This is a genomic window from Pseudomonas sp. AFG_SD02_1510_Pfu_092 (assembly GCF_003331055.1).
Classification (GTDB): domain Bacteria; phylum Pseudomonadota; class Gammaproteobacteria; order Pseudomonadales; family Pseudomonadaceae; genus Aquipseudomonas.
In genome coordinates this window covers 83,705-99,100 of record NZ_PUQD01000008.1, presented here as the reverse complement: position 1 = coordinate 99,100, position 15,396 = coordinate 83,705, and the positions used below count along the sequence as shown (strand labels likewise).

The 15,396-nt window shown below is 63.4% G+C and carries 19 protein-coding genes; 9 read left to right on the top strand and 10 right to left on the bottom strand.

The annotated features are described in order from the left end of the window. Positions 1–20 precede the first annotated feature (20 nt). A complete protein-coding gene (locus C6A77_RS25680) occupies positions 21–197 on the top strand; it encodes a hypothetical protein (protein WP_164497654.1) in 177 nt (58 codons plus the stop codon). Between the two features lie 53 nt (positions 198–250). Here the strand turns inward: C6A77_RS25680 and C6A77_RS06170 are convergent, their stop codons facing one another. After that, positions 251–1,003, bottom strand: a complete 753-nt coding sequence (locus C6A77_RS06170) for a TerC family protein (RefSeq protein WP_114168542.1) — start codon at positions 1,001–1,003, stop codon at positions 251–253. Between the two features lie 29 nt (positions 1,004–1,032). Continuing rightward, on the bottom strand, positions 1,033–1,272 hold the full coding sequence (locus C6A77_RS06165) for a hypothetical protein (protein WP_114168540.1): 240 nt from the start codon (positions 1,270–1,272) through the stop codon (positions 1,033–1,035). A gap of 137 nt (positions 1,273–1,409) precedes the next feature. Between C6A77_RS06165 and nhaR the strand changes: the two genes are divergently transcribed. The 3 genes from nhaR to C6A77_RS06145 all read left to right on the top strand — a co-directional run bounded on the left by nhaR (position 1,410) and on the right by C6A77_RS06145 (position 4,433). Further along, a complete protein-coding gene (gene nhaR / locus C6A77_RS06160) occupies positions 1,410–2,303 on the top strand; it encodes a transcriptional activator NhaR (protein WP_114168538.1) in 894 nt (297 codons plus the stop codon). 165 nt (positions 2,304–2,468) lie between these two features. Then, positions 2,469–3,680, top strand: a complete 1,212-nt coding sequence (sstT, locus tag C6A77_RS06150; protein ID WP_114168534.1) for a serine/threonine transporter SstT — start codon at positions 2,469–2,471, stop codon at positions 3,678–3,680. 105 nt (positions 3,681–3,785) lie between these two features. Continuing rightward, positions 3,786–4,433, top strand: coding sequence for a DUF480 domain-containing protein (locus tag C6A77_RS06145; protein ID WP_114168532.1), 648 nt, complete (start codon positions 3,786–3,788; stop codon positions 4,431–4,433). Positions 4,434–4,437: 4 nt separating this feature from the next. Here the strand turns inward: C6A77_RS06145 and C6A77_RS06140 are convergent, their stop codons facing one another. From C6A77_RS06140 to C6A77_RS06100, 8 genes are all read right to left on the bottom strand, one after another. After that, positions 4,438–4,626, bottom strand: coding sequence for a hypothetical protein (locus tag C6A77_RS06140; RefSeq protein WP_114168530.1), 189 nt, complete (start codon positions 4,624–4,626; stop codon positions 4,438–4,440). A gap of 167 nt (positions 4,627–4,793) precedes the next feature. After that, positions 4,794–6,356 carry an alkyl hydroperoxide reductase subunit F gene (gene ahpF / locus C6A77_RS06135; RefSeq protein WP_114168529.1) on the bottom strand — a complete coding sequence of 521 codons (1,563 nt, stop codon included), beginning with the start codon at positions 6,354–6,356 and terminating at the stop codon, positions 4,794–4,796. A gap of 125 nt (positions 6,357–6,481) precedes the next feature. Further along, the gene (gene ahpC, locus C6A77_RS06130; protein ID WP_054884952.1) at positions 6,482–7,045 is read right to left on the bottom strand and encodes an alkyl hydroperoxide reductase subunit C; all 564 of its coding nucleotides are present in this window, start codon (positions 7,043–7,045) and stop codon (positions 6,482–6,484) included. Between the two features lie 268 nt (positions 7,046–7,313). Continuing rightward, positions 7,314–8,669 (bottom strand): glutathione-disulfide reductase, encoded by a 1,356-nt coding sequence (gene gorA, locus C6A77_RS06125; RefSeq protein WP_114168527.1) that lies wholly within the window; start codon positions 8,667–8,669, stop codon positions 7,314–7,316. Positions 8,670–8,857: 188 nt separating this feature from the next. Next, the gene (gene galU / locus C6A77_RS06115) at positions 8,858–9,697 is read right to left on the bottom strand and encodes a UTP--glucose-1-phosphate uridylyltransferase GalU (RefSeq protein ID WP_085590936.1); all 840 of its coding nucleotides are present in this window, start codon (positions 9,695–9,697) and stop codon (positions 8,858–8,860) included. A 294-nt stretch (positions 9,698–9,991) separates the two neighbouring features. Next, positions 9,992–10,906, bottom strand: a complete 915-nt coding sequence (locus C6A77_RS06110) for a c-type cytochrome (protein WP_114168525.1) — start codon at positions 10,904–10,906, stop codon at positions 9,992–9,994. Next, the gene (locus C6A77_RS06105) at positions 10,903–11,553 is read right to left on the bottom strand and encodes a c-type cytochrome (RefSeq protein WP_114168523.1); all 651 of its coding nucleotides are present in this window, start codon (positions 11,551–11,553) and stop codon (positions 10,903–10,905) included. The genes C6A77_RS06110 and C6A77_RS06105 overlap by 4 nt, the downstream gene beginning before the upstream one ends. A gap of 77 nt (positions 11,554–11,630) precedes the next feature. Then, complete coding sequence (locus C6A77_RS06100) at positions 11,631–11,990, bottom strand: hypothetical protein (RefSeq protein WP_114168521.1); 360 nt, start codon at positions 11,988–11,990, stop codon at positions 11,631–11,633. A 160-nt stretch (positions 11,991–12,150) separates the two neighbouring features. On the opposite strand from C6A77_RS06100, the gene C6A77_RS06095 reads away from it, so the two are divergent. From C6A77_RS06095 to modB, 5 genes are all read left to right on the top strand, one after another. After that, positions 12,151–12,453 carry a DUF1883 domain-containing protein gene (locus C6A77_RS06095; protein ID WP_027916110.1) on the top strand — a complete coding sequence of 101 codons (303 nt, stop codon included), beginning with the start codon at positions 12,151–12,153 and terminating at the stop codon, positions 12,451–12,453. A 7-nt stretch (positions 12,454–12,460) separates the two neighbouring features. Beyond that, positions 12,461–12,631 carry a hypothetical protein gene (locus C6A77_RS25675; RefSeq protein ID WP_164497653.1) on the top strand — a complete coding sequence of 57 codons (171 nt, stop codon included), beginning with the start codon at positions 12,461–12,463 and terminating at the stop codon, positions 12,629–12,631. Positions 12,632–12,679: 48 nt separating this feature from the next. Continuing rightward, on the top strand, positions 12,680–13,768 hold the full coding sequence (locus C6A77_RS06090; protein ID WP_114168519.1) for a nitronate monooxygenase family protein: 1,089 nt from the start codon (positions 12,680–12,682) through the stop codon (positions 13,766–13,768). A gap of 188 nt (positions 13,769–13,956) precedes the next feature. Then, complete coding sequence (gene modA / locus C6A77_RS06085; RefSeq protein ID WP_114168517.1) at positions 13,957–14,715, top strand: molybdate ABC transporter substrate-binding protein; 759 nt, start codon at positions 13,957–13,959, stop codon at positions 14,713–14,715. Continuing rightward, complete coding sequence (gene modB / locus C6A77_RS06080) at positions 14,715–15,395, top strand: molybdate ABC transporter permease subunit (protein WP_114168515.1); 681 nt, start codon at positions 14,715–14,717, stop codon at positions 15,393–15,395. The genes modA and modB overlap by 1 nt, the downstream gene beginning before the upstream one ends. Position 15,396 lies beyond the last annotated feature (1 nt).

The window sequence follows — 15,396 nt, the reverse complement described above, 5'->3', positions numbered from 1 at the left end:
CCGTAGAGATGGAGGCACAGATGAGCCTTACCCTGGCAATTCTCATGCTGATAAGCATGTGGCTGAGCGTCGCAGCCGCCATGCTATGGGGTGTACTGCGTATCGTGCGGCGCCATTCCCACCACCACCTGCCACCGCAGGCCGCTGCCAAACCCCAGCCCGGGCACCGGGCGCGGCGGCATGCAGGGGTGCACTGAGCGAGATTTTCAGCGAGACCGCGAACGGGGCGCAGAGCGCCCCGCTTTTCCTGTCAGCCTTCAGCCGCCTCACGCTTCAACCGTGCCCGACGGGCCAGGATGTTGAGGATCTCGATCGCCGTCGAGAACGCCATGGCTGCATACACATAACCCTTCGGTACGTGGGCGCCAAAGCCTTCGGCAATCAGGGTCATGCCGATCATGATCAGGAAGCCCAGGGCCAGCATCACCACGGTGGGGTTGTCGTTGATGAAGTTGGCCAGCGGGTCGGCGGCGACCATCATCACGATGACTGCAGTGATCACGGCAATGATCATGATCGGCAGGTGCTCGGTCATGCCCACGGCGGTGATGATGCTGTCGACCGAGAAGACGATGTCCAGCAGCAGGATCTGGAAGATCGCCGCAGCAAAGCCCAGGGTCACGGTAGAAGAAACCTTGGCTTCTTCCTTGGCGCCGTGCGGGTCGACGTTTTCGTGAATTTCCTTGGTCGCCTTCCACAGCAGGAACAGGCCACCGGCAATCAGGATCACATCCTTCCACGAGAAGGCGTTGCCGAACACTTCGAATACCGGGTCGGTCAGCTGGACGATCCAGGCCACCGTGCTGAGCAAGGCCAGGCGCATCACCAGGGCCATGCTGATACCGATACGGCGCGCCTTGGAGCGGTACTCCAGCGGCAGCTTGTTGGTCAGGATGGAGATGAAGATCAGGTTGTCGATGCCCAGTACAACTTCCATGGCCACCAGCGTAGCCAAGGCAACCCAGGCGGTAGGGCTAGCGGCGAGTTCCAGCAAATATTCCATTGTTCAAGTCCTGCAGCGGCGGTTGGGGGTCAGATTTCCTGGGTGTCTTCTTTCTTGGCGGCTTCCTCGGGCTTGCGCCCTTCGCTGCCGATGGCCTCGCTCAACGCCTGCTGGGCGGCCTTGTTGGTGTCGTCGATGGCCTGCTTTGCCGTTTGCGCGGCCTGGTCGAGCATCTGCTGGGCAGATTTTTCAGCCTGCTCGCAACCGGCCAGGGTGAACAGGGCCAGCGCCAGTACCAGCGGCGTGCCGATGGATTTGAGTTGCAGCATGGGTTCCTCGCTTGTCGATATTCCGACGGCGCCTCCGGGCGCCTGATGGAGAGGCATTCTAAAGAGCGTAATACATCAGGAAAATTCGAATTTTCAGCGGTTATACTTCGGTTTTTACGAATCCGGAAAGCGCAGCGATGCTCAACTATCGGCAATTGCACTACTTTTGGGCGGTGGCCAAGACCGGCAGCATCGCCCGCGCCAGCGAACAGCTGAACCTGACCCCGCAAACCATCAGCGGGCAGATCAGCCTGTTCGAGCAGACCTACGGCCTGGAACTGTTCCAGCGCGTGGGGCGGCAACTGGAGCTGACCGAAACCGGGCGCCAGACGCTGATCTACGCCGAGCAGATGTTCCAGCTGGGCGGCGAGCTGGAAGCCATGCTGCGGGCCGGCCCGCAGGAGCAGATCCTGTTCCGTGTGGGCGTGGCCGATGTGGTGCCCAAGTCGATTGTCTATCGCCTGCTGGCACCGACCATGGAGCTGGACGATGTACTGCGCATCAACTGCCGCGAAGACAAGCTAGAACGGCTGCTGGCTGACCTGGCGATTCAGCGCCTGGACCTGGTGATTTCCGACAGCCCCATGCCCAGCCACCTCGACATCAAGGGCTACAGCCAGAAACTGGGCGAGTGCGGGCTGAGCTTTTTCGCTACCCCGGCGCTGGCACAGCGGCATGCCGGCCCCTTCCCGGGCTGCTTGCAGGATGCGCCGTTGCTGATCCCCGGGCAGGAAACCGTGGTCCGCAGCCGCCTGCTGCGCTGGCTCGGTGAACAGCAGGTGCACCCGCGGATCGTCGGCGAGTTCGACGACAGTGCCTTGATGCAGGCGTTCGGGCAGTCGGGCAGCGGCATCTTCGTCGCGCCCAGCGTGATCGCCGAAGAGGTGTGCCGCCAGTATGGTGTGCAGCTGATCGGGCAGACCGAAGCCGTGCATGAATCGTTCTATGCCATTTCGGTGGAGCGCAAGGTCAAGCACCCGGGGATCATGGCGATTACCGAAGGGGCGCGGCGGGAGTTGTTTCATTGGTAGCCGTGGCGGCTCATTCGCGGGTGAACCCGCTCCCACGGGGTTATCACAGGCCCAAGCACTACACCTTACCTGTGGGAGCGGGTTTACCCGCGAAGAGGCCGGAACAGCCCTCCGTGGCACTATGATAAAGTCTCGCCCTTTCCCGATTCCGAGACCCCGCTGCACATGACCCCCGTCCTCCGCTTCCTCAACCGCACCAGCCTGGTGACGCAGATCGTCATCGGCCTGCTCGCCGGCATCGCCCTGGCCCTGCTTGCACCTGCCATCGCCCGCGACATGGCCTTTCTTGGCAAGGTCTTCGTCAGCGCCCTGAAGGCGGTGGCGCCTGTGCTGGTGTTCATCCTGGTCATGGCCTCGATCGCCAACCACCGCCACGGCCAGGAAACCCACATTCGGCCGATCCTCTGGCTGTACCTGCTGGGTACCTTCGGTGCTGCGGTAGTCGCCGTGGTCGCCAGCATGCTGTTCCCGTCGAACCTGGCGCTGAGCACCGGCGAGGCCACGCTGAGCGCCCCGGGCGGCATCACCGAGGTCCTGCAAAACCTGCTGCTGAGCGCGGTCGACAACCCGATCAATGCGCTGCTCAGCGCCAACTTCATCGGTGTGCTGACCTGGGCCATCGGCCTTGGCGTGGCCCTGCGCCATGCCGGCGAAACCACCCGCACCGTGGTCGAGGACCTGTCCAATGGGGTAACCCTGATCGTGCGTGTGGTCATCCGCTTCGCCCCGCTGGGTATCTTCGGCCTGGTCAGCGCCACCCTGGCCCAGTCGGGCCTGGATGCCCTGCTCGGCTACCTGCACCTGCTGGCGGTGCTGATCGGCTGCATGCTGTTCGTGGCGCTGGTGATGAACCCGCTGATCGTGTACTGGAAAACCCGCCGCAACCCCTACCCGCTGACCCTGCTGTGCCTGCGCGAAAGCGGCATTACCGCGTTCTTCACACGCAGCTCGGCGGCCAACATTCCGGTCAACCTGGCCCTGTCGGAGCGCCTCGGCCTGCATGAAGACACCTATTCGGTGTCGATCCCGCTGGGGGCGACCATCAACATGGCCGGTGCCGCCATCACCATCACCGTGCTGACCCTGGCGGCGGTGCATACCTTGGGCATCCCGGTAGACCTGCCGACGGCTGTGCTGCTCAGCGTGGTGGCGGCCATTTGTGCCTGCGGCGCTTCGGGTGTGGCCGGTGGTTCGCTGCTGCTGATTCCGCTGGCGTGCAGCCTGTTTGGCATCCCCAGCGAAATTGCCATGCAGGTGGTGGCGGTGGGCTTCATCATCGGCGTGCTGCAGGACTCGGCCGAGACGGCGCTGAATTCTTCGACCGACGTGCTGTTTACTGCAGCGGCGTGCCTGGCCGAGGAGCGGCGCGGAGCTTGAGGGCGCCGGGGCCGCGCTGCGGCCCCTTCGCCGGCAAGCCAGTGATTGCTTAAGCCTGGCGCTTTACCTAGGCTAGTGTCCTTTTCCCAGCAATGAGACAGGGCCATGTCAGAACACGAAACCGCAGGTGAAGGCCGCTTCAACAGCATCGAGGTGCGCATTCTCGGGGCGTTGATCGAAAAGCAGGCCACCAGCCCGGAAAGCTACCCGCTGACCCTCAATGCCCTGGTCCTGGCCTGCAATCAGAAAACCAGCCGCGAGCCGGTGATGAACCTGACCCAGGGCCAGGTCGGCCAGGCGCTGCGTGCCCTCGAGGGGCAGGACATGGCCCGCTTGCAGATGGGTAGCCGTGCCGACCGCTGGGAGCACCGGGTCGACAAGGCGCTGGAACTGGTGCCGGCGCAGCTGGTGCTGATGGGCCTGATGTTCCTGCGCGGCCCGCAAACCCTCAATGAATTGCTGACCCGCAGCAACCGCCTGCACGACTTCGACGACACCGAACAGATCCAGCACCAGCTGGAGCGCCTGATCTCGCGCGGCCTGGCCTTGCACCTGCCGCGCCAGCCCGGCCAGCGCGAAGACCGCTACACCCATGCCCTGGGCGACCCGGCGGAAATCGAGGCGATCCTGGCGGCACGCCAGCACGAAGGGGGTGCACGCAGCAGCGGCGGCACGGTCTCGGAGGAACGCCTCGAAGCGCTCGAAGCGCGGATCGCGGCACTGGAAGCACGCCTGGCCGAACTGGAAGGCTGAGGCGTCACGGCTCGGGGTCGGGGAAGTTGCGGCAGCTCTTGCGCTCGGCCAGTTCCCGCTCACTGGGGCGCTGGTCGACGAACACGGTGCGGCCGTCGGCGTAGATTTCCAGGTAGCCCCAGTGCAGGTCCTGCTCTGTCTGCCCGGGCGTTGGCGGGAGTAGCCACCAGGGTTCGCGGCTGATCAGGGTCATGGCTGTGATTCCTGAGGGGTGTGCAGTAATCATAGACACCCTCAAGCGCTGCTTTGCTTGCGCCGGCCCTTTCGCGGCTAAAGCCGCTCCCACAGGATTGCACAGCTGTTGAAAACTGTGACTATCTCTGTGGGAGCGGCTTTAGCCGCGAAGAGGCCGGTACGGGCTTACGCCGGGGCCGAAGTCCGGATCAGGTGATCGAAGGCCGCCAGCGAAGCCTTGGCACCCTCACCCACCGCAATCACGATCTGCTTGTACGGCACGGTGGTCACGTCACCCGCTGCAAACACGCCAGGGATGCTGGTCTGGCCCTTGGCATCGACGATGATCTCGCCACGCGGCGACAGCTCGACAGTGCCTTTCAGCCAGTCGGTGTTCGGCAGCAGGCCGATCTGCACGAAGATGCCCTCCAGCGCTACTTCATGCTGCTGGTCGCTGGTGCGGTCCTTGTAACGCAGCCCGGTCACCTTCTCGCCATTGCCCAGCACCTCGGTGGTCAGCGCGCTGGTGATCACCTTCACGTTCGGCAGGCTGTGCAACTTGCGCTGCAATACCGCATCGGCACGCAGTTGGCTGTCGAACTCGATCAGCGTCACCTGGGCGACGATGCCGGCGAGGTCGATGGCCGCTTCCACGCCCGAATTACCGCCGCCAATCACTGCCACGCGCTTGCCCTTGAACAGCGGGCCGTCACAGTGCGGGCAGTAGGCCACGCCACGGGCACGGTATTCCTGCTCGCCCGGCACGTTCATTTCGCGCCACCGGGCACCGGTCGCGAGGATCACGGTCTTGGCCTTGAGCGAGGCGCCGCCGGCCAGACGGACTTCGTGCAGGCCGCCATCGGTGGCCGGGATCAGCGCTTCACCGCGCTGCAGGTTCATGATGTCGACATCGTACTGCTTGACGTGCTCTTCCAGCGCCGTGGCCAGCTTCGGCCCTTCGGTTTCCTGCACCGAGATGAAGTTCTCGATGGCCAGGGTATCGAGCACCTGGCCGCCGAAACGCTCGGCCGCAATGCCGGTTCGGATGCCTTTGCGCGCTGCGTAGATGGCAGCAGCTGCGCCTGCGGGGCCGCCACCGACGACCAGCACATCGAAGGCGTCCTTGGCGTTGATCTTCTCCGCCTGGCGGGCGCCGGCGTTGCTGTCGATCTTGCCGAGGATTTCTTCCAGGCCCATGCGGCCCTGGCCGAACAATTCGCCGTTCAGGTAGATGCTCGGCACCGCCATGATCTTGCGCGACTCGACTTCATCCTGGAACAACGCACCGTCGATGGCCACGTGGCGCACGTTGGGGTTGAGCACCGCCATCAGGTTCAGCGCCTGGACCACGTCCGGGCAGTTCTGGCACGACAGCGAGAAATAGGTTTCGAAGGTGAACTGGCCTTCCAGCGCCTGGATCTGCTCGATCACTTCGGCACTGGCCTTGGACGGGTGGCCGCCGACTTGCAGCAGCGCCAGCACCAGCGAGGTGAATTCGTGGCCCATGGGGATGCCGGCGAAGCGCAGGTTTATGTCGGCTCCCGGGCGGTTCAGCGAGAACGAGGGGCGACGGGCGTCGGCACCGTCCGCGCTGAAGGTAATCAGGTTCGACAGGCCGGCAATTTCCACCAGCAGGTCGTGCAATTCGCGGGACTTCGCGCCGTCGTCGAGGGAGGCAACGATCTCGATCGGCTGGGTGACCCGCTCCAGGTAGGTTTTCAGTTGCGATTTAAGCGTGGCGTCCAACATACGGGCGATTCCTTTTTCAAAACTCGGATACAAAAACGCCCAGGCGAGGTCGCCCGGGCGCTTTTACGGGGCGGTAGGTACTTCAGCTTTGGCGGCTGCTTACCGCCCACGGCTTGCACATCGGCTTAGATCTTGCCGACCAGGTCCAGCGATGGCGCCAGGGTGGCCTCGCCTTCTTTCCACTTGGCCGGGCAGACTTCGCCTGGGTGAGCGGCAACGTACTGGGCAGCTTTGACCTTGCGCAGCAGTTCGGCAGCATCGCGGCCTACACCACCGTCGTTCAGTTCGACGATCTTGATCTGGCCTTCCGGGTTGATCACGAAGGTACCGCGATCGGCCAGGCCGGCTTCTTCGATCAGCACGTCGAAGTTGCGCGAGATGACGTGGGTCGGGTCACCGATCAGCGGGTACTGGATCTTGCCGATGGTTTCCGAAGTGTCGTGCCAGGCTTTGTGGGTGAAGTGGGTGTCGGTGGACACGCCGTAGATTTCCACGCCCAGCTTCTGGAACTCGGCGTAGTTGTCGGCAAGGTCACCCAACTCGGTCGGGCAGACGAAGGTGAAGTCGGCCGGGTAGAAGAACACGACGGACCACTTGCCTTTCAGGTCGGCTTCGCTGACCTGAACGAACTCGCCCTTGTGGTAGGCGGTGGCGTTGAACGGTTTGACCTGGCTGTTGATGATTGGCATGAGAGACGCTCCTTCATGGGGTTGGAATCAGTTGATGGAGAGAATCCTAACCAATCATCCCGCTGAAGGCTCATTGGCAAAGCTCATGCTTATGATTGGTTTTGGCTATAACCGAGGTTTATTAATAGAAGGGAATGGGCTGAGCAAAGGATTGCGGAGTATTCAAGGCCCTCATCGCCGGCAAGCCAGCTCCCACAGGTACGGCACAGGCCTTCAGACTTGTGCAATACCTGCTAGAGCTGGCTTGTCGGCGATGAAGCCAGTTGCATCAGCGGGTAACGGTGCGCATGGTGACGAACTCTTCGGCCGCTGTCGGGTGCACGCCGATGGTTTCGTCGAACTGCTGCTTGGTCGCACCGGCCTTCAAGGCAATACCCAGGCCCTGAATGATTTCGCCAGCGTCGGGCCCGACCATGTGGCAACCCAGCACCTTGTCGCTCTGGGCATCGACCACCAGCTTCATCAGGGTCTTTTCCTGGATGTCGGTCAGGGTCAGCTTCATCGCCCGGAAGCGGCTTTCGAACACCTGCACCTTGTAACCGGCCTCCAACGCCTGCTCTTCAGTCAGGCCGACGGTACCGATGGGCGGCTGGCTGAACACCGCAGTAGGGATGTTCTGGTAATCCACCGGGCGGTATTGCTCGGGCTTGAACAGGCGTCGCGCCACGGCCATGCCTTCGGCCAGGGCCACCGGCGTGAGCTGCACGCGGCCGATCACATCGCCGATGGCGAGGATGGACGGCGCGGTGGTCTGGTACTGCTCGTCAACACGGATGTAACCACGGGCGTCCAGCTCGACGCCGGTGTTCTCCAGGCCCAGGTTGTCCAGCATCGGGCGCCGACCGGTGGCGTAGAACACGCAATCGGCGAGCAGCTCGCGGCCATCCTTGAGGGTGGCCTTGAGGCTGCCGTCCTCGAGCTTGTCGATACGCTGGATGTCGGCATTGAACTGCAGGTCGAGGCCGCGCTTTTCCAGCTCTTCCTTCAGGTGCGTGCGCACCGAACCGTCGAAGCCGCGCAAGAACAGGTCGCCACGGTACAGCAGCGTAGTGGCCGCGCCCAGGCCCTGGAAGATGCCGGCGAACTCGACGGCGATGTAGCCCCCGCCCACCACCAGCACCCGGCGTGGCAGGTTTTTGAGGTAGAACGCTTCGTTGGAGGTGATGGCCAGATCCTTGCCCGGAATGTCCGGCACTTGCGGCCAGCCACCGGTGGCGATGAGGATGTGTTCGGCGCTGTAGCGCTGGCCGTCCACTTCCACTTCGTGGGCGCCGGTGAGGCGTGCGTGGCCTTGCAGCAGGGTGACCCCGCTGTTGACCAGCAGGTTGCGGTAGATGCCGTTGAGGCGCTCGATTTCGCGGTTCTTGTTGGCAATCAGGGTACCCCAGTCGAAATGCCCTTCTTCGAGCGTCCAACCGAAGCCTGCCGCCTGCTCGAGCTCGTCGGCGACATGAGCGCCGTACACCAGCAGCTTTTTCGGCACGCAGCCGACGTTGACACAGGTACCGCCCAGGTAGCGGCTTTCAGCCACTGCCACCTTCGCGCCGAAGCCTGCGGCGAACCGCGCCGCACGCACACCACCGGACCCGGCGCCAATCACGAACAGATCAAAATCGTAGGCCATGTATTCACTCTCCTAGGCAGGCGCCCAGCATAACGCACTGGGGCCGCTTTGCGGCCCTTCGCGGGCTTGCCCGCTCCCACAGAGGTGGCGCAACCTTGAAGGCTTGCACATTACCTGTGGGAGCGGGCAAGCCCGCGAAGGGCTGCAAGGCAGCCCCAGTCAGCAGCTTTGATACAAGTAGCGGCTTATTAGTAAGCCTTGCCAGTCTTGTAGTAGTTCTCGAAGCAGAAGTTGGTCGCGTCGATGTAACCTTCGGCGCCACCGCAGTCGAAACGCTTGCCCTTGAACTTGTAGGCGATCACGCAGCCGTTTTGCGCCTGTTGCATCAGCGCGTCGGTGATCTGGATCTCGCCACCTTTGCCTGGCTCGGTGTTGGCGATGATGTCGAAGATGTCCGGGGTAAGGATATAGCGACCGATGATCGCCAGGTTCGACGGGGCGTCTTCCGGCTTTGGCTTCTCGACCATGTTGGTGACGCGGAAAATGTCGTCGCGGATCATGTCGCCGGCGATCACGCCGTACTTGTTGGTTTCCTGCGGATCGACTTCCTGGATGGCGACGATCGAGCAGCGGAACTGGTTGTACAGCTTGACCATCTGGGTCAGCACGCCGTCACCTTCCGGGTTGACGCACAGGTCGTCCGCCAGCACCACGGCGAACGGCTCGTCGCCGATCAGCGGGCGGCCGGTGAGGATGGCGTGGCCCAGGCCTTTCATTTCGGTCTGGCGGGTGTAGGAGAACGAGCACTCGTCGAGCAGACGACGGATACCGACCAGGTATTTTTCCTTGTCGGTGCCCTTGATCTGGTTTTCCAGCTCGTAGCTGATGTCGAAGTGGTCTTCCAGCGCACGCTTGCCGCGCCCGGTGACGATGGAGATCTCGCTCAGGCCGGCGTCCAGCGCCTCTTCAACGCCATACTGGATCAGTGGCTTGTTGACCACCGGCAGCATTTCCTTGGGCATGGCTTTGGTAGCGGGCAGGAAGCGAGTGCCGTAACCGGCTGCCGGGAACAAGCATTTTTTGATCATATACGTCCTTACAAAAGGCTAGGCCTGTGGAATTCGGCGCAGTCTAATCAGGCGGCAGTCACCTTACAATGCCCCCCCTGCGACCGATCGATGGGAAGATAGAGATAACCCAGTGTAGATAGTTCCAAGGAATGGTGAATATTGCTGTCATACATGACCGCCGGATGACGGCAAGCAGGGGCTGCACCGGCCTCTTCGCGGACTTGCCCGCTCCCACAGGATTGCCACAGGTTTTGAGTACTGTGCATTACTGTGAGCGGACAAGCCCGCGAAGAGGCCGGTACAGGCAATACATCAGCTACCGGTCCCCTGCCCGATCAGTACCCCATCGACCTTCTGTCCATAAAGATTCACCCCGTCATTGGCATGGAATTTAACCCGTGTCTTCTCGATGGACCCTTCCACCAGCCGCGGATCCTGCGGCCGTTCATGGCGGTTGATCCACGCTGCCACGTCCCAGGCCTGCTGGTCACTCAGGCTACCGGGCTTGCCCAGCGGCATGTTGTACTTGATGAACGACGCCGCTGTATTGATGCGGTGCATCCCGGCGCCCCAGTTGTAGGAATCCTTGCCCCACAGCGGCGGCATCACATACTCGCCCGCCACTTTCTGCCCTTCACCGTTGTCGCCGTGGCAAATCGCGCATTGCTCGCGGTAAACCTGCTGGCCGCGCTTGAAATCGTAGCCGCCCTTGGGCTGCGGCACCTCCGGGTAGCCACGCCCGGCAATCTCGACGCCAGTCGGCGCCTTGGTCGACAGCCAGTACGAATACACCGCCAGGGCGGTCATCTGCGGGCTGTCGGCCGCAGGCGGCTTGCCGTTCATGCTGAACTGGAAGCAGCCCTGGATACGCTCGGCGTAGGTGTTGACCTTGTCGTTTTTCTTGCGATAGGCGGGGTACATCGGGTACGCGCCCCACATCGGCGCGGAATGCGCCAGACGGCCCTGGTCGAGGTGGCAATTGCTGCAGTTCATGCCGTTGCCCACCGCTTCGGGCATCAGCCTGCGGGTGTCGACGAACAGCGCGTGGCCCTGACGCACCATCTTGCCGAAGGCATTGTCGGGCAGCTCGCTTTCCGCTGGCGGGGCGAACTGCGGCGCGGCCTGTACCCCCGGCACTTTCAACTGCGACTGGTCTTCCATGGCAATCGGCGCGGCCTGGGCGCTGCCCACGGCCAGCAACAACAGGGCTGGAATCATCGGTTTCATGGCTTGACCTCCTGGCTGGCGGGGCGGGCGAAGAACTCGGCAACAGCCGTGATCTCGTCAGCGGTCATGGCCTTGGCCACGCCGACCATCAGCTGGTTGGGGTCGTTGCTGCGGCTGCCGTCACGCCAGGCGTTGAGCTGCGCCACCAGGTAACTGGCAGGCTGCCCGGCCAACGGCGGGAAGTGTTCGCCCACCCCGCCACCGCCCGGGCCATGGCATTGCACGCAGCCGGGGATCTGCCGGCTCCAGTCGCCGTACAGGGCCATGCGCGTGGTCGGGTCGGTGGCAATCTGCTGACGGCGCAGGTCGCCTGCCGGGTCGGCCGGCAGGCTGGCCAGGTAGCTGCTGACCGCCTGGATTTCCTCCTCGCTCAAGGCCTTGGCCAGCGGCTCCATCACCGGCTGCTTGCGGCTGCCGCTGCGCCAGTCATGCAGTTGCTTGCTGAGGTAGGCGGCCGGGAGCCCGGCCAGGCGTGGGAAGCCGGCAGCGGCAATGCCCTTGCCGTCCGGGCCATGGCAACCCAGGCATGCCATGGCGGCGGGGTTGGCCCCGCCCTGGGTGAAGACCTTGTGGCCATCGGCGCCATGCGCAGCGGGCCAGGCCAGGACCAGCAAACTGCCGATCACGACGCGTCTCAAGGGTGTCATCACGAATCTCCTTTTCTGTTGTTATATGCTTAGGCCTAAAACATATAAGCAAAAGGAGTGCGATCAGTTGCCTTGCGTCAACTCCCGGAGATGCACTGGGTAGCTGCGGTGCGCACATCGCCCAGGCGCAGCGGGAAGTTGTTCAGCCGCTCATGCAGCTTGATGCTGCTGCCGCTGCCACGCTTGTCGATATCCACCAGCGCCGCCGGGCCCACGCCCGAGCTGATCTTCTGTGGCACGATCAGCCGCAGGCCATCGCCGCGCGGCTCTTCCACCAGCGGGTCACGGGTATCGGCCAGCTTCTGCTTGATGCAATCGGCATACGCGCGCGGTGATTTGCCGGAAATCACATCCAGCGTTTCATGCGATTGCTCCAGTTCCGTGACACTCACACAGCCACCTAGCGTCAGCGACAACGCAGCCACCATCCACTTCATTTGCAGCACCTCTGCCTTCAAGAATCCAATTCGACCACGGCCAGGCGGTTTTGCTCCCTGCTTTGGCAGATTTATCCACGCCTGGCGGAACGGCGCGGCAGTGTAACCCGACATCGTGGTATCGTTTGCCTTTGCAGAGCCAATCCTTGCGGAGCATCACATGAAATTCGTACACCAGCGCGAGCACCTGAACGAGGACGACATCGTCGTCATCGAATGCTCTCAGCGCTGCAACATCCGCCTGATGAACGACGCCAACTTCCGCAGCTTCAAGAATGGCGGCCGTCACACCTACCACGGCGGCCATTTCGACAAGTTCCCGGCCAAGATCACCGTGCCCAGCACCGGCTTCTGGAACATCACCATCGATACCGTGACCACTCGCCCGATCTCGGTCACGCGCAAACCCAGCCTGACGCACAAGATCAAGATCATCCGTCGTTCGTCGTCGCAACTAAGATAAGGCCACCATGACCCAGACCACCAAGTACGTCATCAAGTACAAGCTCGACGGCCAGCGCCGCTGGGACTTCGCGCTGATGCCCGATGCTTCCCACGAGCAAGCGCTGCAAGCCCTGCGCAAGATTCACGGCGACGACGCCGAGAAAATCAGCGACATCCAGGTCAGCAAGGCCTTGTAACCGCCCAGCTTCGCCCCCCGCACCGACCGCCCGCGCAAGGAGACCCGCATGAGCCACTGGCCCGACCGCCGCATCCTCGACCTGCTGGGCATCGAGTTGCCCATCCTGCAGGCGCCCATGGCCGGCGCCACGGGTTCGTCGATGGCCATCGCCGTGGGCCTGGCGGGGGGCTTGGGCGCCCTGCCCTGCGCCATGCTCAGCGCCGATCAGGTACGCGCCGAAATCGCCGCCTTCCGCGCCGGCTGCCCGGGTCGCCCGTTGAACCTGAACTTCTTCTGCCACCAGCCGCCAGCGCCCGATGCCGAGCGCGTTGCCCGCTGGAAGCAGGCGCTCGAGCCCTATTACCGGGAAGTGGGTGCCGACTTCACTGCCCCCACGCCGGTGTCCAACCGCGCGCCGTTCGACGAACAGGCCTGCCAGCTGGTCGAGCAGTTGCGCCCGGAGGTGGTGAGCTTTCACTTCGGCCTGCCGCAGGCCGACCTGCTGCAACGGGTAAAGGCCAGCGGCGCCAAGGTGCTGTCCAGCGCCACCACCGTAGAGGAAGCGCTGTGGCTGGAGCGCCACGGCTGCGACGCGATCATTGCCATGGGCTATGAAGCGGGTGGCCATCGCGGCATGTTCCTCAGCGACGACATCACCAGCCAGATCGGCACCTTCGCCTTGGTACCGCAGGTGGCCGATGCGGTCAGCGTGCCGGTGATCGCCGCAGGCGGCATCGGCGACCACCGCGGCCTGGTGGCGGCACTGGCCTTGGGCGCTTCGGCGGTGCAGATCGGCACGGCCTACCTGTTCTGCCCGCAGGCCAAGGTCTCGCCGGCGCATCGCCAGGCGCTGGACAGCGCGCCCGCCAGCGACACGGCGCTGACCAACCTGTTCACCGGCCGCCCGGCGCGCGGCATCAATAACCGCATCATGCGCGAGCTGGGGCCGATGAGCGAACTGGCACCGCGTTTTCCGTTGGCCGGCGGTGCCTTGATGCCGCTGCGGGCGATTACCGATGCGCAGGGTAACAGCGATTTCAGCAACCTGTGGTCGGGGCAGGCGCTGCGGCTGGGCAGGCATATGCCGGCGGATGAATTGACCCGCGAGATTGCCGCAAAAGCGCTGGCCGTGGTTGGCCGGCCGGCATCTGCTTAAGCAGGTCTGGCCTCTTCGCGGGCTTGCCCGCTCCACAAGAACTACACAGCATTCGAATGCGAGGGTGGCCTGTGGGAGCGGGCAAGCCCGCGAATGAGGCCAGACCTGCTATGCACACGACCCCTTCCCGGCCTACGGCCTATCGCTATATAGTTAAGAATATAACGATAACCCAAGGAGCTGTGTTCATGCGTATCCGCCCTTCCTGCCTGGCTGCCACTGCACTGGCCAGCCTGTTCACCTTCAACACAGCCTGGGCCGAAGAAGTCCAGGTCGCGGTCGCAGCGAATTTCACCGCCCCCATCCAGGCCATCGCCAAGGACTTCGAAAAAGACACCGGCCACAAACTGGTCGCCGCCTATGGCGCCACTGGCCAGTTCTACGCACAAATCAGCAATGGCGCGCCGTTCGAGGTGTTCCTCGCCGCCGACGACAGCACCCCGGCCAAGCTCGAGCAGGAAAACGCCATCGTCCCAGGCTCGCGCTTCACCTATGCCATCGGCACCCTGGCCCTGTGGTCGGCCACGCCCGGCTATGTCGATGGCAACGGCGAAGTGTTGAAGCACAACGCCTTCAAGCACCTGTCCATCGCCAACCCGAAAACCGCACCGTATGGCCTGGCCGCCACCCAGGTACTGGCCAAGCTGAAGCTGACCGAAGCCACCCGGCCCAAGCTGGTCGAGGGGCAGAACATTACCCAGGCGTTCCAGTTCGTCTCCACCGGCAATGCCGAACTGGGCTTCGTCGCCCTGTCGCAGATCTACCAGGACGGCAAGGTCACCAGCGGTTCGGCCTGGATCGTTCCGGCATCACTGCACGCGCCCATCCGCCAGGACGCGGTGATCCTCGAAAAAGGCCGGAACAACCCCGCCGCCAAAGCCTTGGTCGACTACCTGAAAGGCCCGAAAGCCGCAGCGGTGATCAAATCCTACGGTTATGAAATCTGATGCCGCTGGACGCCAGTGATCTGGGCGCCATCTGGCTGACCGTGAAACTGGCCAGCCTGACCACCCTGATTCTGCTGATCATCGGCACGCCGATCGCCTGGTGGCTGGCGCGTACGCGCTCGTGGTTGCGCGGGCCGGTGGGCGCGCTGGTGGCCTTGCCGCTGGTGCTGCCACCCACGGTCATCGGCTTTTACCTGCTTATCGCCCTTGGCCCGCACGGCTGGCTGGGCCAGGCGACCCAGGCACTAGGCCTGGGCAGCGTGGTGTTCAGCTTTACAGGCCTGGTGATCGGCTCGGTGATCTACTCCATGCCGTTCGTGGTCCAGCCGCTGCAGAACGCCTTCGCTGCCATCGGCCAACGCCCGCTGGAAGTGGCTGCCACGCTGCGCGCCAGCCCGTGGGACAGCTTCGTCCATGTCGTGCTGCCACTGGCTCGCCCGGGCTTCATCACCGCCAGCATCCTCGGCTTCGCGCATACAGTGGGCGAGTTTGGCGTGGTGCTGATGATTGGCGGCAACATCCCCGACAAGACACGCGTGGTCTCGGTGCAGATCTTCGACCACGTCGAGGCCATGGCCTACACGCAAGCCCACTGGCTGGCCGCGGTGATGCTGGTGTTCTCGTTCCTGGTGCTGCTTCTGCTGTACAGCGGGCGCCGTGGCAAAGCGGGCTGGAGCTGAA

What these genes read in the sequence shown, in the direction of transcription:
- C6A77_RS25680 (WP_164497654.1), top strand. Translation starts at nt 21, where the DNA reads ATGAGCCTTACCCTGGCAATTCTCATGCTGATAAGCATGTGGCTGAGC.
- C6A77_RS06170 (WP_114168542.1), bottom strand. Translation starts at nt 1,003, where the DNA reads ATGGAATATTTGCTGGAACTCGCCGCTAGCCCTACCGCCTGGGTTGCC.
- C6A77_RS06165 (WP_114168540.1), bottom strand. Translation starts at nt 1,272, where the DNA reads ATGCTGCAACTCAAATCCATCGGCACGCCGCTGGTACTGGCGCTGGCC.
- nhaR (WP_114168538.1), top strand. Translation starts at nt 1,410, where the DNA reads ATGCTCAACTATCGGCAATTGCACTACTTTTGGGCGGTGGCCAAGACC.
- sstT (WP_114168534.1), top strand. Translation starts at nt 2,469, where the DNA reads ATGACCCCCGTCCTCCGCTTCCTCAACCGCACCAGCCTGGTGACGCAG.
- C6A77_RS06145 (WP_114168532.1), top strand. Translation starts at nt 3,786, where the DNA reads ATGTCAGAACACGAAACCGCAGGTGAAGGCCGCTTCAACAGCATCGAG.
- C6A77_RS06140 (WP_114168530.1), bottom strand. Translation starts at nt 4,626, where the DNA reads ATGACCCTGATCAGCCGCGAACCCTGGTGGCTACTCCCGCCAACGCCC.
- ahpF (WP_114168529.1), bottom strand. Translation starts at nt 6,356, where the DNA reads ATGTTGGACGCCACGCTTAAATCGCAACTGAAAACCTACCTGGAGCGG.
- ahpC (WP_054884952.1), bottom strand. Translation starts at nt 7,045, where the DNA reads ATGCCAATCATCAACAGCCAGGTCAAACCGTTCAACGCCACCGCCTAC.
- gorA (WP_114168527.1), bottom strand. Translation starts at nt 8,669, where the DNA reads ATGGCCTACGATTTTGATCTGTTCGTGATTGGCGCCGGGTCCGGTGGT.
- galU (WP_085590936.1), bottom strand. Translation starts at nt 9,697, where the DNA reads ATGATCAAAAAATGCTTGTTCCCGGCAGCCGGTTACGGCACTCGCTTC.
- C6A77_RS06110 (WP_114168525.1), bottom strand. Translation starts at nt 10,906, where the DNA reads ATGAAACCGATGATTCCAGCCCTGTTGTTGCTGGCCGTGGGCAGCGCC.
- C6A77_RS06105 (WP_114168523.1), bottom strand. Translation starts at nt 11,553, where the DNA reads ATGACACCCTTGAGACGCGTCGTGATCGGCAGTTTGCTGGTCCTGGCC.
- C6A77_RS06100 (WP_114168521.1), bottom strand. Translation starts at nt 11,990, where the DNA reads ATGAAGTGGATGGTGGCTGCGTTGTCGCTGACGCTAGGTGGCTGTGTG.
- C6A77_RS06095 (WP_027916110.1), top strand. Translation starts at nt 12,151, where the DNA reads ATGAAATTCGTACACCAGCGCGAGCACCTGAACGAGGACGACATCGTC.
- C6A77_RS25675 (WP_164497653.1), top strand. Translation starts at nt 12,461, where the DNA reads ATGACCCAGACCACCAAGTACGTCATCAAGTACAAGCTCGACGGCCAG.
- C6A77_RS06090 (WP_114168519.1), top strand. Translation starts at nt 12,680, where the DNA reads ATGAGCCACTGGCCCGACCGCCGCATCCTCGACCTGCTGGGCATCGAG.
- modA (WP_114168517.1), top strand. Translation starts at nt 13,957, where the DNA reads ATGCGTATCCGCCCTTCCTGCCTGGCTGCCACTGCACTGGCCAGCCTG.
- modB (WP_114168515.1), top strand. Translation starts at nt 14,715, where the DNA reads ATGCCGCTGGACGCCAGTGATCTGGGCGCCATCTGGCTGACCGTGAAA.